Here is a 15,667-nt window from a genome sequence, read left to right as displayed (position 1 = left end):
AGCTAACAACTCTCTAAATGTCGCGTCCTGAATAACGTCTACACATCCTCTCACCTGTGGAGATGTGCTAACGTATGGAACGCAGCCGTCGCCAGTTTAGTCCCGAGTTGAAGCAACGGATTGTCGAAGAGCTCGAAGCCGGGCACCTGTCGGTGCGGGAAGCGGCCCGGACCGTGCAGACCAGCGCGGCGATGGTGCATCACTGGCTGGAGGAGTTCGGGCGGTATCGACCGAAACGGGATGTCGTGGAGGTGGTGATGAAGAGTGAACAGGAGCGCATTGCCGCGCTCGAGAAGGCGTTGACCGAGGCGCATCTGACCCTCCAGGTCTACGACGAGCTCATCACCCAAGCGAACCGCGTGTACAAGACCGATCTAAAAAAAAGCTTTGGTACAACACCGCGCGGGCCTGTTGCGACGAGCGGGCCCTCCCCGTCCGGGCCGTCTGCGCGCGCCTCGGACGCACCCGCGACGCGTACTACAAACGTGCGGCCCGCGTCGGGGGCGGGGAGCGCGGGGCGTCGAAAGCGGTAGTGCTCGCGCAGGTGGCCGTGGTGCGCGCGGCACAGCCCCGCGTCGGGACGCGGAAACTGCACACCCATTTGGCCGCCGCCGGCGTGGCCGTCGGTCGTGATCGGCTCTTCACGTGGCTGCGGGCGGCGGCGGCGCTCGTGCCGCGCAAGCGGCGGCGGACGTTTACCACGTATTCGAAGCACGGGTATGTCGTGGCGCCGAATCGCTTGAAGGACGCGGAGATCACGGGACCGCGTCAGGCGGTCGTGAGCGACAGTACGTATCTGCGCCTCGCGCCCGATCGCTTCGCGTATTTGTTTCTCGTCACCGACGTGTATGCCCGCCGCATCGTCGGCTGGCATCTGAGCCAGGATCTCTCGCACCACAGTGCGCTGCAGGCGCTCCACCACGCGATCCAGACGATCGGCGCGGCCGATGGCGTGCTGCATCATTCGGACCGCGGGAGTCAGTACTGCTGTCACGCGTATCGCCGGGCTCTCGCCGCCGCGCGCTTGCTACCCAGCATGACCGATGCGAATCACTGCTATCAGAACGCCATCGCCGAACGCGTCAATGGGATCTTGAAAGACGAATTTGATCTCGACGCGATCTTCCCGTCTCTCCCAGCGGCTCAGCGGGCCGTCGCCGACGCCATTCACCGCTACAACACCGTCCGCCTCCACGGGAGTCTCCAGCTGCAGACCCCCGCACACGTATTCACGCACGCAGCCTGAGTCCGACCAAGTCCCTCATCTCGTGTAGACAAATTCTAGGACTAGACAGTTACTCAAAGACCATTGCCATTCATGTTGACGTTGTATCTGTGCAATTGCGGTTCTTCTTCTGCGTTCTCTGTGTTCCGGTTGTTGTAGTTGTTGTTGCAGTTGCTGTTGCCGCCTCAGGCGAACGCCAGCTCGAAACTGCGCCGCCGCACGCGGGCAACCAGCCAGCGGACGCCGCTGTTGCTCATGGCCAGCATCGCACCGGTGAGCAGCAGGGATTTCACTTCGCGGCGCGAGATTTTCACGGAGCCCCCGGGCTGCAACATGGCGGAGCTCTGCACGAGGTCGCGCAGGGTGGCGTAAGCCAGTAGCAGGGGCAGAATGCAGAACAGGCGGATGGATACGGCGCGACGGGGAATGTCGAGCAGGTAGATGCGCGCTTCCTCGAGATCGTGCCACGCGAGCTGAATCAACTGCGAGAGGGCCGCGCGATTCTTCGACAGCAGCTCCGGCGCGAGAATGCGGCTCTGCGTGCTGCCATGTGCCTCGAGCAGCTCCTGCGGTACATAGACCGAATTTTCCTTCTCGGCGTCCACCGCCACGTCCTTCAGGATGTTCACCGTCTGGAGCGCCTCGGCAAAGGCACGGCATCGCTCGCGCAGGATGGCATACCGTTGCGCCCCGATGCTCGGTGAATGTTCGTGCCAGAGATCGGTGAGCATGTACCCCACCGTGCCGGCGACGTAGTAGCAGTACTCCTTGTATTCGTCGACCGTCTGAATGCGAATGCCATTGGGGTACAGCAGCACGAACTTGCGCATGCCCACCGACATTTCAGCCACCCAGTGCCGCACCACATCCTGGGTGCGCTGTGGCAGACGACTGAAATGTTCGAGCACCAGCGACGTGTTGCGCGTGAGTGTGAGATGCGCGAGGTCACCGGTGAGTGCTTCCACACCGGCCGTGAATCGCGTCAACGCCGCCGCATCGGTGAAGCTGGCCAGAAAGTCGTCGAACAGCGCGGCCTTCACGTCCGGCTCAATGCCCGGGGCGTCTTCCACCGTATCGGCAATGCGGCACAGCAGGTAGGCGTCGAGCACCGCCTGCCCCAGGTCCCCCGGCAGCACCTTGATCCCGAGCGCGAAGGTGCGCGACACCGCCGGAAGGATGGCTTCGCAGAAGCGAGCCGCGTCCTGGCGGGCGAGCGCGTCGGTAACGGTGGCGGGAAGGGGCATTCCAGAGAGGTTCGGGTAGCCGAGAAAGATAGCAAGGCTGGTGATGGACAACGATGAGCAGAGAGGCGACGAACTACACAAAGCCCCGGCAACCGCACCATACTCCAAGACCATGACCGACTCGTCTGCCTTGCTGTCGCCCGGCCCCGAGGGATTTCGTGGCCCGTTCCGCACCGACCTACCGGCGCGCGCCCTGTACGCCGAAGGCGCCGGCATCGCGCGCTGTGTGCCGATGGCGGTGGCGGTACCGGCCGATGCCGACGACGCGGCAACGCTGGTACGATGGGCGCGGGCCATTGGCGTCGGATTGATGGCCCGTGGGTCGGGCAGCGGCATGGCCGCCGGTGCCATCGGACCGGGGATCGTGGTCGACCTGAGCCGATTCACGTCCATCGAAGAGGTGGATGTCGACGCGCGTTCGGTGCGGGTGGGTGCCGGGGCTTTGCGAGCCGACGTGGACGCCAAAGCCCGCGCGACCGGCCTGCGTTTTCCGGTGGATCCGTCGAGTGGGGCGTTCTGCACGGTGGGCGGCATGGCGGCCACCAATGCAGCGGGCGCGCGCACCCTGCGATTCGGTGCGATGCGTCCCTGGGTGCGTGGCCTGCACTGCGTTTTCGACGATGGCAGCCAGGGATGGGTGCATCGTGACCGGCCGCTGCCCATGAATATTCCGGCCGTGGCGCGGCTGGCACAGACGCTCGAGCAGCTTTCCGCACACGGTGACCCGACCGTCTTCCGCCGTCCGGGCGTGCGAAAGGAATCGTCAGGATACGGCGTGGCGGCGGCGCTCGATCCCGGTGGTCATCTGGTGGATCTGCTGGTGGGCAGCGAAGGCACGCTGGCGTTGTTCACCGAGCTGGAGCTGGCGCTGACCCCAGTCGCCGGCGCCACGGCGACGGTGATGGCGACCTTTGCCACGCTCGAGGAGGCGACCGGGTGTGCGGTGGAGGCGCGCCAGGCGGGAGCATCGGCCTGTGAATTGCTCGACCGCACGTTTCTCGATGTGGCCGAGCGCGGGGGCCCGACGGGCGTTCCGGCGGATGCCGAGGCGGTGTTGCTGACGGAAGTCGAGGGCGGCTCTCGCGACGAATGTGCGCACAATGCGCTTATCATGAACGCATTCTGTCGCTCACATGGCGCTATTTCCGTAGTAAACGCCGGGGACAAGGAATCCGAACGGGAGCTCTGGGCGCTCCGTCATGCCGCCAGCCCCATCCTCTCCCAGCTCGCGCCGCGACTGCGCTCCATGCAGTTCATCGAAGACGGCTGCGTACCACCGGAGCAGTTTCCGGCCTACGTGCGCGGCGTGCGCGAGGCACTCCGCCGCTTCGACACGGTGGGGGTCATCTTTGGCCACGCCGGGGATGCCCACGCGCACGTGAACCCGCTCGTGGATACGATGGCCGCTGGGTGGCGGGATCGGGTACACGGCCTACTGGATACGGTCTGCGAGTTGACCGCGTCCCTCGGCGGTACACTGGCCGGCGAACACGGGGATGGCCGCCTCAGAGCTCCGCTGCTGCCCCGGGTGTGGTCACCTGAGGCACGAGCAGCCTTTGCCAATGTGAAGGCAGCCGCCGACCCGGCCGGTGTACTCAACCCGGGGTGCAAAATCACCCTGGGCGATCCGGGAGACACCGACCCGATCGGTGTGCTGCGCCACGATCCCGAGGCACCACCCCTCCCCTCGGCCGTTCGGGCGGCGTTGGACGAGGTGGAACGCTCCCGACGTTGGCACCAGTTCCGATTGGATCTGGTGCCACCCGCCTGATCACTCGGCGTCGGCGCGGATCTTGGCCAACAGGTCGACCAGCGTGCGTCGTTCGTCGCCGGTGAGCGTGACCGAGACGGCCGCATCCACCGCGTCGACCTCGGGGTCGAGGGTGGTGAGCAGCGTCAGACCTTCCGGGGTGATCCGGCAGAGCACCTGACGGCGGTCGGGACGGCTGCGATCGCGCGTCACGAGGCCAGCGGCTTCCAGCTTGTCGAGCAGGCGGGTCACCGTTGACCCTTCGTCGATCATGCGATCCCGGATGGCCAGCGTCGGCAGCCCGTCGGGGCCAGCGCCACGGAGGATGCGCAGGACGTTGTATTGCGCCAGGCTCAGACCCTGGGGCTCGACAACACGGGCGAAGCGCCGACTCACCACGGACGCGGTGCGGAGCAGCGCGAGCGCCGCCTCCTGCGCGTCGGAGCGGAAGGGACGCGTCTGCTGGAGTTCCTGCTGCAAGTTGTGCGGGGCACTGGTTCGGTCTGACATTGCGCGAAAGAAGGCTAGAATTGTTCGTGTACGGTCGTGCACTGCCCCGACCACTCACTTCGACACTACGTACCCTGCCGATGCCGCTTTCCGACACCGCGATCCTGCGCGAGCCCACCGTGACGGTACTCGCCCGTCCCCAGTTCGCCGACCCCGCACACCTGCCGGTGCAGTGGATCGGTGAGTCGACGGACGGAGAGCGCCTGGCAGAATTTGCAGGACGACTCTGCTACATGAGCCAGCGCAATCCGGCCGGGCGCACGACACGCGAATATCTCGAGAACATCAAGAAGCAAGGACACGGCAGCGTGCTGGAGCACGCGTCGTACTCACTGTTGCTGGAAGGCGTCAGTCGTTCGCTGACACACGAACTCGTGCGTCATCGTGCCGGCTTCGCCTACTCGCAGCTTTCGCAGCGCTACGTCGATGAGAGTGCCGCCCAGTTCGTGATGCCGCCGGCAATTATTGGCGACGAGCCACTGGAGGCAGCGTGGCGGGCCCAGGTGACTTCCGCGCTCGAGAGCTACGTCGCTCTCGTCGAGTCGTTGATGACGCGCTACGCCTGGGTGGACGACAAAGTGCATCGTCGCAAGATGGCGCGCGAGGCCGCGCGCGCAGTTCTTCCAAATGCGACCGAGACCAAAATCGTCGTGACGGCCAATGCGCGCGCGTGGCGCACGATGCTCGAGCTGCGCTCGAGTGAGGGTGCGGAGCTCGAAATCCGCCGTGCAGCGGTGACGGTGCTGCGCGTGTTGATGGCCGAAGCACCGGGATTTTTCAGTGATTTCGAGATCTACACGGCCACTGACCGCCGAGAGGCGGCCAAGCTCTCGTACCACAAGGTGTGATGATCTCGGGCTGATCCGTCAGATGCAGTCCGTCGTCCGCTTCTAACAGGGCGCGACCCGAGGCGACGGACATCGTCCCCCACTGACCGCACGGCATTTTGCGCAAGACACACGGCACGCATCTCCGACGCGACAATCCGCGTCGATGGAGATGCGTGCCGTTGTGCACATGGGACACCCGTGTGTTTCACCGCGGCACGTCACCGCGGTACATCACCGCACCACAAAGGCATCACCAGGCACATCACGCCTCGGCGGCCTCCAGATCACGGGCGTGTTCCGTGATCACCTTCTGGGCGGCATCATGCGGCACCTGCTCGTAGCCGCTGAAGCGCCGCGCCACCTGCGCGTCACCATGCGACAGTGAAAAGAGCTGCGTGGCATAGAGATGCAGCTCGGCCTGTGGTACCACGGCCCGGATCGTGGAGCGCCCGTCTTCGGCACTGGTGCCCAGGATATGCCCGCGCCGACTGGAGAGATCACCAAGCACATCGCCGAGCCAGCCATCGGGCACGGATACTTCGAGCAGGTCGAGTGGTTCGAGGATGACGGGACGACACTTCGACGCCACGTTCTTGAAGGCCAGAATGCCCGCCATCTTGAACGACATCTCGTTCGAATCGACGGAGTGCGTGGATCCGTCGTACAACTCCACGCGGAAATCGACGAGCGGAAAGCCGGCCAACACACCACGGGCCGCCGCTTCCTGCACGCCCCGATCGACCGCGGGTGTGTATTTGGACGGAATCACGCCGCCCACGATGCGATCGTCGAACATGTACCCTTCGCCACGCGGCATGGGACTCATGCGAATCCAGCAATCACCGAACTGTCCACGTCCGCCGCTCTGTTTTTTGTGGCGCCCCTGCCCTTCGGCCTTCACGGTGATGGTCTCGCGATAGGCAATGCGCGGTTTCGACAGTTCGGCTTGCACGCCGAATTTTCGCTTGAGTACGGCCATCGCCACGTCGAGGTGCCGCTCACCCATGCCGCCCACGATGGTTTCGTGCGTTTCGGGATTGTAGTGCACGGTGAGCGTGGGGTCTTCGTCGTGCAAACGATGCAATCCTTGCTGCAGCTTGTCCTCCTCACCCCGGGCGGTGGCGCGCACGGCGAAGTGCACGACACTGTCGGGAAAACTGATCACTGGCAAACGAATGGGATGTTCACGCGTGGACAGCGTGTCGTTGGTGTGTGTGTTGCGCAGCTTGGTGACACAGCCGATGTCCCCTGCGTGCAACACGTTCACCTCGAGCCGCTCACGCCCACAGGGGACCGCCAGATGCCCCAGCTTCTCGGTGCCATCCCGCGTGGCGTTGAACACGTCCTGACCGTTCACCACCTTGCCCGACAGCACGCGGAAGTAGCTCACATCGCCCACGTGCGGCTCAGCGAGCGTCTTGAACACGAGAGCGGCAAACGGTCCGTCGTCCTTGGCGTGCAGTTGCACCGTGTTGTGCCCTTCGGCTCCGGTGAGCGCGTGGATCTCTTCCATCTCCCAGGCGTTCGGCATGAGCTGCACCAGTTCGGTGAGCAACGCGCGCACGCCGATCATGCTGTCGGATGACACACAGAAGAGCGGAAACAGATCGAGCCGGGCCATGGCGTCTTTCATGCCGTGAATGGCGTCGTCACGATCGATCTCCTGCCCCTCGAGATACCGTTCGAGCAACGCATCATCGGTGGCGCTGATGGCTTCGATGAGCTCCTGCCGATAGCGCGTGAAGCGTTCCATGCATTCGGCCGGAATATCCTGCTCCACGTATTCCCCCTTCGTGCCGCTCGTGTACATGTACGCGCGCTGCGTGAAGAGATTGATCACACCGCGAAATCCGGCGCCTTCGCCGCACGGCACTTCCACGGGAATGACCTTGGCCGTGAGCCGTTGCTTGATCTGCTGGTAGATGCGATCGAAGTCGGCGTGCTCCTTGTCCATCATGGACACCGCGAAGAGCACGGGGTCCTGCTTGGCCATGGCAGCGCGGAAGGCCCGCTCGGTACCCACTTCGACGCCGCTGGCGGCACTGATCACACAGAGGGCGCCATCGGCCGCCGCGAGCCCGGCGATGGTCTCACCCTGAAAATCGAGTGAGCCTGGTGTGTCGATGAAATTGATTTTGCTGTCCATCCACTCGGCGTAGGCGCAACCAAGACTGATGGAGTACCCGCGCTCGATTTCCTCGGGGAGATGATCGGTGAGGGCGGTTCCGTCGCGCACCGCACCGTGTCGTTTGCCGGATCCGGCGGCGAAGCAGAGTGCGTCGACGAGACTGGTCTTTCCGCTGCCGCCGTGGCCGAGCACGGCGATGTTTCTGATGCCGGCGCTGTCGTATTCGCGCATCGTCCCTCCGCGTACCGCCGGTGATGCCGACGGACGGATTGCGCGGGCGCCGGTGCACCGGAGTCGCGGGTCAGCAGGAGGCCGGAATCGCGCCGCCGCTCACGAGGACGTCAGGGGCAGGAGGAGCCCGCAAGGTTCGGACGTCGCGGCCCCCGGAGTGGAGGTCGTGGGCCCGCAGGGGGCCGCCTTTAGCGTGCGGGCAGGAAGCGGAGGGGGCAAGCGAGGTGGGCCGCACAGGGAGGTACGGGAAAGGCTGACGGCGGGGGACGGGAGCTGGACCTACGGGAGCTGGACCTACGGGAGCTGGACCTACGGGAGCTGGACCTACGGGAGCTGGACCTACGGGAGCTGGAACGACGGGAACCCACGGTGGCGCGGAAACGGGGAGGCGCTACCCGTGCTTCCCCGTAGGTCCAGCTCCCGTGTCCCCAGCTCCCGTCCCACCAGCTCCCGTGCCCCCAGCTTCCGTCGTTCCAGCCCCCGTAGTCCCCCCCAAAAAAAGACGCGGGCAAGCGCTCCAGCGCTTGCCCGCGTCAGTCCTTCTTCTGACAAATCGAGGGTCCGTTCAGTCTCCCTCCACATCGTAGGTAAAGGCATCGGCCTGGCGAATCGAATCGAGCCAGTTCTCTACCTTGGCATCATCGTCGAGCGAGCTGCCTGCGCCGCCGCTGGCCGCCGTGGCGGACATGAGCGAGAAGGTCAGGGCACGCTCGGTTCCTTCGGGCCAGTCGGGCATCGCCAGACCAGCAGCCACCCGACGCAGTGTCGGGCCGCAGGCGCCGAGGAGCTCAACCGCACGAGCTTCCAGCGTCAGCAAAGGAATATCGAGATCCTGCGTGACCAAGCGTCCCGTCGCGCCATCCCGCCACGCCGAGTCGCCGACCGCACCACGGTCGGGCCACACACCAAGGTGACGCACCACTCCGGCGTTCACCGCTTCCAATCGTTCACTCTCTACGGTCGCAGCCAACGCCAGTGCCAACGACTGGGCGTCTGCCTCTCCGTACAGCGTCACCACTTCACGACGCGAGCGAGTACCGAACGGAAGCACGGGAATGGAATTCACGTGCGCGAGTACCGGCGAATCGCTCGGACGAGCCTCGAGTCGAACGAGGACGTCCATGGTATCCCTCCTGGGTCAGATGATGGGTATGTCCGGGGGGTCGCTTCGTCACGCACGCCGTCCACGCACAAAAGACGTCCCACCGGGAGAACTGCAACGTCGAGTACAGCATAGTCGGTGCCACAGCGAACCCGACCGACGACTGTCGTCACTCTGCGTTGCAAACGTGTCACGACACCGAGCTGTTGGTGACTACAGTCACCAATCAGACACGGGATCAGCTCGGGTCATGCGCTGTGGTGTCACCAAGAGGATCGCCGTGGCTGTCGCCCTGGCTTTCCGTGTGGTCGTCGGCAGCGGCAAGCCACACTCCGCTGAGCAACGCCACAGCGAGCGCTACTCCGATGGGAACCGCACCAGGCAGGCTTCCCGTCACAGCGTAGCCTATGCGCAACGGTGCAGGCACCACAGTGGTGACTAACAGCACATACCCTGCTGCCGCGACAACGGTCACGAGGACACGTGTTGTCCCTCTCCAGGGTAGGACGCACAAGGCCAGCAGCACCCCCCAGGCGGTGGCCACCATGAGGTGATGCAGGTAGCCGAGCGCCACGGACGACAGCGGCGCGGTGCCGGACGCAAATCCGAACCGTTCGAGCAATGCACGACCAGCCAGGCGAAACACCCGACCCGCTTCACCCTCGCGCCACCCAAGCCCGAGCAGTGCACCACCGGTCCCGATGGTGGTGAGCGTGCCAGTGGCGAAGGCCGCATCGAAGAGCGCGGCAGGTGACATGGACGATCGCTTGGCAGCCATGCCGGAAAGATAAGGCGGGAAACGAGGGACGGTGTGCCGTCGGGCAGACACGGATTGGATGATGTGGCACACACACGACCATTCCAGATGCATTAACGCGTCCGACAGTGCCGCGTCCAAACGAAAGACTTCAACGGAGCAGGCCGTGAACCGAAGTGATCCCGCGCTGTTCGGACCAGCACTTCGCCGTCGGGTGAGCGCCTTCATCGCGATCCCCCTGTTCGTGGGCTGTGCGGCGCCCGCTGGGTCAGGCCCCGCTGGGTCAGGGCCCGATGGCACCCGTCCGATACGCACGTCGGCTGCCCCCTCGCCAGCCGCTGCAAACATCGCGGCTCGCGAACAAACTGCCGACCAGCAGGTGCAGCATGCGCTCAATCGCCTCGCCTTCGGACCGCGACCGGGTGATGTGGCGGCGGTGCGTGCGCAGGGGGTCGACCGCTGGATCGATCGACAACTGCATCCAGAGCGCCTCGGCGACACCACACTGACCGGTTTTCTCGCGGCGTACGAAACGCTGGGCAAAACCAGTGCAGCGCTCTATGCCGACTATCCGCCGGCAGCACAGGCGCTGGCGCAGTTGCAGCGACGCAATGGCGTGATCACCGCCGAGGACTCGGCACGCATCCGCGAACAGAGTCGGCGTTCCAGCATCCTCCTTGGTGAGCTCACGTCGAGCCGTGTCGCTCGTGCGGTACTCACCGAACGACAGCTCGACGAGGTGATGGTCGATTTCTGGGAGAATCACTTCAATGTGTTCTCCGGCAAGGACCGCACTCGGTACTACCTCACAGCCTTCGATACGAAGGTCATCCGCCCACACGCACTGGGGCACTTCCGCGATCTGCTGGGTGCCGTGGCCAAGAGTGAGGCGATGCTGTACTACCTCGACAACTGGCAGAGCGTGGCCGACAGTGGTCGACCGGTACTGCAAACCACCCGTACGCAGAATCGCTCCCCCAATCCGCGGGCCGCGGCCCGTCGCGCGACAGCCGCACCACCACGCCCGGCATCGGTACTTCCGACTGCACAACGTCGCCGCGGGCTGAACGAGAACTATGCGCGTGAGTTGATGGAGCTGCACACGCTTGGTGTCGATGGCGGTTACACGCAGCAGGATGTCATCGAAGTCGCACGCGCACTGACCGGATGGACACTCGATCGCGGTGCGCAAGGCGGCAGCTTCGTGTTCCGGCCCCTGGTGCATGACGCCGGCGCCAAGACGATCCTCGGACAGCACTTTCCCGCTGGCCGCGGGATCGAAGAAGGCGAAGCCGTGCTGGACCTGCTCGCCCGTCACCCCAAGACGGCCACGTTCATCGCGACCAAGCTGGCGCGCCGCTTTGTCAGTGACTCACCACCACCCGCCCTCGTGACACGCGCCGCGGCCACGTTCCGTGCCACGAATGGCGATATCCGCGAGGTCGTGCGCACCATCGTGACCAGTCCAGAGTTCTTCTCGGCCGATGCGTACCGCGCCAAGGTGAAGTCGCCATTCGAGTTGGTGGTGAGCACGCTGCGCGCGATGAACGCCACCCCCGACTCGACCCCACGTTCGGCCCAACTGATAAGCCGACTCGGTCAACCGATCTTCGGCCATCAGGCGCCGAACGGATATCCCGAAACCGGTGATGCCTGGATGAACACCGGCGCGATTCTCAATCGTATCAATTTCGGGCTCGCCGTGGCGAGTGGCCGCGTGCCTGGCGTCAAACTGGCGGCGTGGCCGACATCGAAAGAACTCGCCGCTCTTCCCCGAGAACAGCAGGTCGATGGTGTCATCCGGGAATTGTTCGGCGGCGCGGTGTCCGCTGACACACGTCAGGTACTGCTCACCGGCACCAACCCGTTTCTCGCGAAGCGCGGCAGCGAAAGCGACACCTCGTTCGCGATGAACGGAAACACCGGCACCAAACGACAAGCCGCTGCTGCGGGATTTGCGCAGATCGTGGGCCTCGCTCTCGGTGCGCCCGAGTTCCAGCGCCGCTGACCCGACCGACCTTCGCAGCACCACCTGGAGATTCCATGGATCGACGCATCTTTCTCAAGAACGGCGCGATGGCATTGGTGACACTCGGGCTGAGTCCGAGTTTCCTGCGACGTACGGCACTGGCGATGGAGCTGCCGCGTGCCGCCCGTGGCAAGACACTCATCGTGCTCTTCCAGCGCGGCGCCGCCGACGCGCTCAACGTGCTGGTGCCATTCGGTGATCGCGACTACTACGCCGCCCGCCCACAACTGGCCATCGGGGCGCCGGCACGCGCAAACGGCGCTGGAGGTGCGATCGATCTCGATGGTTTTTTCGGATTGCATCCATCGCTGGCGTCGTTCAAGCCGCTGTGGGACCGCGGCATGCTGGCTCCCATCCACGCCGTCGGTAGTCCGAGCGCCACACGGTCGCACTTCGATGCCCAGGACTACATGGAAACGGGCACGCCCGACCAAAAAGGCACCACTGACGGCTGGCTCAATCGTTATCTCGCGGTACAAGGCACCTGTGAAGCGTGTGCCGTGAGTGATTCCGGCAAGACTGTGCCGTTCCGGGCGGTGTCCATGACCACACAGACGCCGCGCATCCTGGAAGGACCATCTCCGGTAGTAGCGATGAACTCGATCAGCGAGTTCTCCATTCGCAGCACGGGGGGCGACGCGGAACGCCGACTCGAGGCACTATATCGCACCGGCTCGGCCGATCTCATTCACGGCAGCGGCAGCGACATGTTCGAAGCCCTCAAGGTGCTGCGCTCGGCCAATCCGCAGCAGTACACGGCCGCCGCCAACGTGCAGTATCCGCGCTCGCAATTTGGTCAGCGCCTGCTCCAGATCGCTCAGCTCATCAAGTCGAACGTCGGCCTCGAAGTGGCGTTTGCCGACGTGGGTGGATGGGACACTCACGTGAATCAAGGTGCGGCACAGGGGCAACTGGCCAACCGACTCTCCGACTTCTCCGAATCGATCAGCGCGCTCGTAACCGACCTCGGCGACCGCATGGAGGATGTCGTGATTCTGACCTGCTCTGAATTCGGTCGCACAGTTCGACAGAACGGCACCGGCGGCACGGATCACGGTCACGCCGGCGCGATGTTCGTCATTGGTGGTTCACTCGGCGCGTCGCAGAAAGTGTTTGGCACGTGGCCGGGGCTGGCGCGCGAGCAGTTGTACGAAGGACGCGACCTCGCGCTCACCACAGACTTCCGTGCCGTCTTTTCCGAGGTCACATCACGGCATCTCGGTGCAGACCAACTGGCGCGGCTGTTTCCGGGCTATGCAGGCAATCGGAAGAACTGGCTTGGAGTGCTCAAAGGGTAACAGCGGGGGAACACAGATCACACCAAAACAGGCAGATGACGCGCAGATACCAACACAAAGTGGTTTCGTTTTTTGCAGTATCTGTGCTCTCTGCTCTGTTTTGGTGTGATCTGTGTTCCCCCCGACGTTCCTAGCGTTGCTCGTCGTTGCCACGCTCGCTGACACGCCGTTCGCGTTCACGACGATCGCGGCGCTCGCGTTCAACGGCGCGCTTGATCTCGCGCATCACCTTGTCGGTGATGGTGCGGACCTTGTCGTTGGAACGCGTGACCTCGAGGATGTTTTCCATCGCCTCACTCAACTCGTCGGCGTCGATGTCATCACCACGACGCCAATCGGGCTGATCCTCGGCATGCATGGCGAACGGTACGGCGCTTTCGCACGAGCCCTTGGGCTGCGTGCCGGTGCGGAAGTACTCGCGACGTGAGGGCCCGCACCAATCGCTGGCCAGTAGTCCAGTGCCGATATCGATCTGACGTGATTCGATGCCAGCCGGTGGACGCCAGGGAGTGTCCTGCTCGGGGCTGTGCCATCCATCGCGCACAAATCGCGCCCACACCGGTGCCGCGAGGCGGCCACCGGAGGCGTTCCACCCCAACGGCTGGGGGCTGTCGACTCCGAACCACACGCCGGCCACCAGCGTGGGCGTATACCCAACGAACCACACGTCCGTACCATCGTTGGTCGTTCCGGTTTTGCCCGCGACGGGCCCGCGAATACCGGCATCGCGCACCGCGCGGCCCGTGCCCCGATCGATCACGCTTTCCAGCAACGATGTCACGAGGAACGCGTCCGGAGCCTGCAGCACACGAGTAGCGGCCACCGCCTTGCGTTCCCACAACAGGCGGCCGAACTGGTCCTCCACCCGCTCCACCAAGTGCGGCGTCACGCGCATGCCACCATTGGCGAACGGCGCGTAGGCCGTGGTCAGCTCAAACGGTGTGACCGCCGCTGCGCCCAACGCGAGCGCGGGCACCTGGGGCAGTTCACTCGTGATACCCTGCGCACGCGCCAACGCAGCGATGGCCGGCACGCCCACATCACGACTGACACGCACCGTGGCCGCATTGGCCGAACGCGCCAGGGCATCACGCAACGTGATACGCCCAGCGTACTCATCACCGTAGTTTGCCGGCCGCCAGATATCGCGGCCGCTGTTGATTTCGATCGGCTCATCGTCGACCATGCTGGCCGGCGTGAAACCATGCATCAATGCCGCCGCATACACGAACGGTTTGAATGTCGACCCAGGCTGCCGACGCGAGCGCATCGCTCGATTGAATCCCTTCCGTTCGAGACGGCGTCCGCCCACGATGGCCCGTACGGCACCGGTGGCTGGATCGATGGCCACCAGCGCCCCCTGTGTGCGGTCCTCACTGCGGCGCACTGGGAAGCCGTTCCACGAACGTTCGTCATCGATTTGCGCAGCTCCTGCGGCGACCGCTCGTTCCGCCGCCACCTGCGCACGCCGATCGATGGTGCTCCACACACGCAACTGCGCGTCGTTGAGCGCCCGTGGGATGATGCCCGCAGCACGCAGGGAATCGAGCGTGCTGCGCACCGCCTCCACGGCCCAGGAATCGACCGTACGGGTGAGCACGAACTCCCGACGGGACAACTTGAGGGGCGCACGCCGTGACGCGCGCAACGTGGCGGCATCCGCCACCTGATCCCGTTCGAGCACATCGAACACCACGGCGCGACGGGCCAGCGCCTTCACCCGATCGTTGCGCGGCGAATAACTCGATGGTGCCTTGGGCAGCCCCGCCAGCAACGCGGCCTCCGACAGTGTGACATCGGCAATACCCTTGCCGAACAGGTCACGACTCGCGGCCTCCACACCATACACCCCGTTACCGAGGTAGATGGCATTGAGGTAGCGCTCGAGGATCTGCTCCTTGGTCAACGAGGCTTCGATGAGGCGCGCATAGCGCCATTCGAGCAGCTTGCGTCCCCAGCTACGCTCGGTGGCCCGATTGCCGAGGAACACATTGCGTGCGAGCTGCATGGTGATGGTGCTGGCGCCTTCACGCACACTGCCGGCGCGCAGATTGCTCACACTGGCGCGCAGCACTCCGCGCCAGTCCACGCCCTCATGCGCATGAAAGCGTCGATCCTCCACGGCAATGAATGCGGCTTGTACATGCGCTGGCACGCGCGTGAGCGGCACGTTCACCCGACGTACGGCCGACAGCGCGGACACCACACTGCTGTCGCGCGCCAGCAGTGTCCCCCCTTCGGTGGGCCGCCAGGCCTGTAGCTGCGCCGGCGTGGGACAGCCCTGCCAGCCGCAGCTCCACCACCAGGTGCCCATGACCATGGTCCACACCGCACCGGCCACCGCCACACCAGCCGCCACACGGCGGGCGTTGCGATTGGTGCGCAGCAGATGGAACAGCTTTCGCGGAAGCGAAAACAGGAATGCCAATACGGCACGCATGCGCCGTCGCAGCGCTAAACGCGTGCGCCACGACACCGATTCGGTACGGGCTGGCGCTTCGGGTGTCACGGTCTCAGCGGGCGATTCGTTAGGTTGCACGTCCATCGTGGTTCTGGCAGCACC

General features: G+C 64.6%; 11 protein-coding genes. 5 read left to right on the top strand and 6 right to left on the bottom strand.

Annotated elements, in window-relative coordinates; genetic code table 11:
• Positions 1–74: 74 nt before the first annotated feature.
• Positions 75–1,246, top strand: a protein-coding gene (locus GAU_RS21715) for an IS3-like element ISGau1 family transposase (RefSeq protein ID WP_156798865.1) whose coding sequence is annotated in 2 segments (ribosomal slippage) — positions 75–375 and positions 375–1,246 — 1,173 coding nt in all. Because the reading frame shifts where the segments join, the coding sequence is not laid out codon by codon here.
• Positions 1,247–1,410: 164 nt separating this feature from the next.
• Here the strand turns inward: GAU_RS21715 and GAU_RS02350 are convergent.
• Positions 1,411–2,469: a phytoene/squalene synthase family protein gene (locus tag GAU_RS02350; RefSeq protein ID WP_012681951.1), complete on the bottom strand. Its 1,059-nt coding sequence runs from the start codon at positions 2,467–2,469 to the stop codon at positions 1,411–1,413.
• A 112-nt stretch (positions 2,470–2,581) separates the two neighbouring features.
• Here GAU_RS02350 and GAU_RS02345 point away from each other — a divergent pair, with 112 nt between their 5' ends.
• Positions 2,582–4,240 carry an FAD-binding oxidoreductase gene (locus tag GAU_RS02345; RefSeq protein WP_169307567.1) on the top strand — a complete coding sequence of 553 codons (1,659 nt, stop codon included), beginning with the start codon at positions 2,582–2,584 and terminating at the stop codon, positions 4,238–4,240.
• On the opposite strand, the gene GAU_RS02340 is transcribed toward GAU_RS02345, so the two are convergent.
• Positions 4,241–4,729: a MarR family winged helix-turn-helix transcriptional regulator gene (locus GAU_RS02340; RefSeq protein ID WP_012681949.1), complete on the bottom strand. Its 489-nt coding sequence runs from the start codon at positions 4,727–4,729 to the stop codon at positions 4,241–4,243. It abuts the gene before it with no gap.
• Positions 4,730–4,809: 80 nt separating this feature from the next.
• Here GAU_RS02340 and thyX point away from each other — a divergent pair, with 80 nt between their 5' ends.
• Complete coding sequence (thyX, locus tag GAU_RS02335) at positions 4,810–5,577, top strand: FAD-dependent thymidylate synthase (RefSeq protein ID WP_012681948.1); 768 nt, start codon at positions 4,810–4,812, stop codon at positions 5,575–5,577.
• A 244-nt stretch (positions 5,578–5,821) separates the two neighbouring features.
• On the opposite strand, the gene GAU_RS02330 is transcribed toward thyX, so the two are convergent.
• The 3 genes from GAU_RS02330 to GAU_RS02320 all read right to left on the bottom strand — a co-directional run bounded on the left by GAU_RS02330 (position 5,822) and on the right by GAU_RS02320 (position 9,798).
• On the bottom strand, positions 5,822–7,918 hold the full coding sequence (locus GAU_RS02330; RefSeq protein WP_012681947.1) for an elongation factor G: 2,097 nt from the start codon (positions 7,916–7,918) through the stop codon (positions 5,822–5,824).
• Between the two features lie 565 nt (positions 7,919–8,483).
• On the bottom strand, positions 8,484–9,041 hold the full coding sequence (locus GAU_RS02325) for a hypothetical protein (RefSeq protein WP_012681946.1): 558 nt from the start codon (positions 9,039–9,041) through the stop codon (positions 8,484–8,486).
• Positions 9,042–9,258: 217 nt separating this feature from the next.
• On the bottom strand, positions 9,259–9,798 hold the full coding sequence (locus GAU_RS02320) for a hypothetical protein (protein ID WP_012681945.1): 540 nt from the start codon (positions 9,796–9,798) through the stop codon (positions 9,259–9,261).
• A gap of 145 nt (positions 9,799–9,943) precedes the next feature.
• On the opposite strand from GAU_RS02320, the gene GAU_RS02315 reads away from it, so the two are divergent.
• Together GAU_RS02315 and GAU_RS02310 are read left to right on the top strand one after the other, a co-directional pair.
• On the top strand, positions 9,944–11,785 hold the full coding sequence (locus GAU_RS02315; protein ID WP_169307566.1) for a DUF1800 domain-containing protein: 1,842 nt from the start codon (positions 9,944–9,946) through the stop codon (positions 11,783–11,785).
• Positions 11,786–11,820: 35 nt separating this feature from the next.
• On the top strand, positions 11,821–13,104 hold the full coding sequence (locus tag GAU_RS02310; protein WP_012681943.1) for a DUF1501 domain-containing protein: 1,284 nt from the start codon (positions 11,821–11,823) through the stop codon (positions 13,102–13,104).
• 130 nt (positions 13,105–13,234) lie between these two features.
• Here the strand turns inward: GAU_RS02310 and GAU_RS02305 are convergent, their stop codons facing one another.
• Positions 13,235–15,649: a penicillin-binding protein 1A gene (locus tag GAU_RS02305; protein ID WP_012681942.1), complete on the bottom strand. Its 2,415-nt coding sequence runs from the start codon at positions 15,647–15,649 to the stop codon at positions 13,235–13,237.
• Positions 15,650–15,667 lie beyond the last annotated feature (18 nt).

It is taken from the genome of Gemmatimonas aurantiaca T-27, from assembly GCF_000010305.1.
Taxonomy (GTDB): Bacteria; Gemmatimonadota; Gemmatimonadetes; order Gemmatimonadales; family Gemmatimonadaceae; genus Gemmatimonas; species Gemmatimonas aurantiaca.
This window is presented reverse-complemented; position numbering and strand designations above follow the sequence as displayed.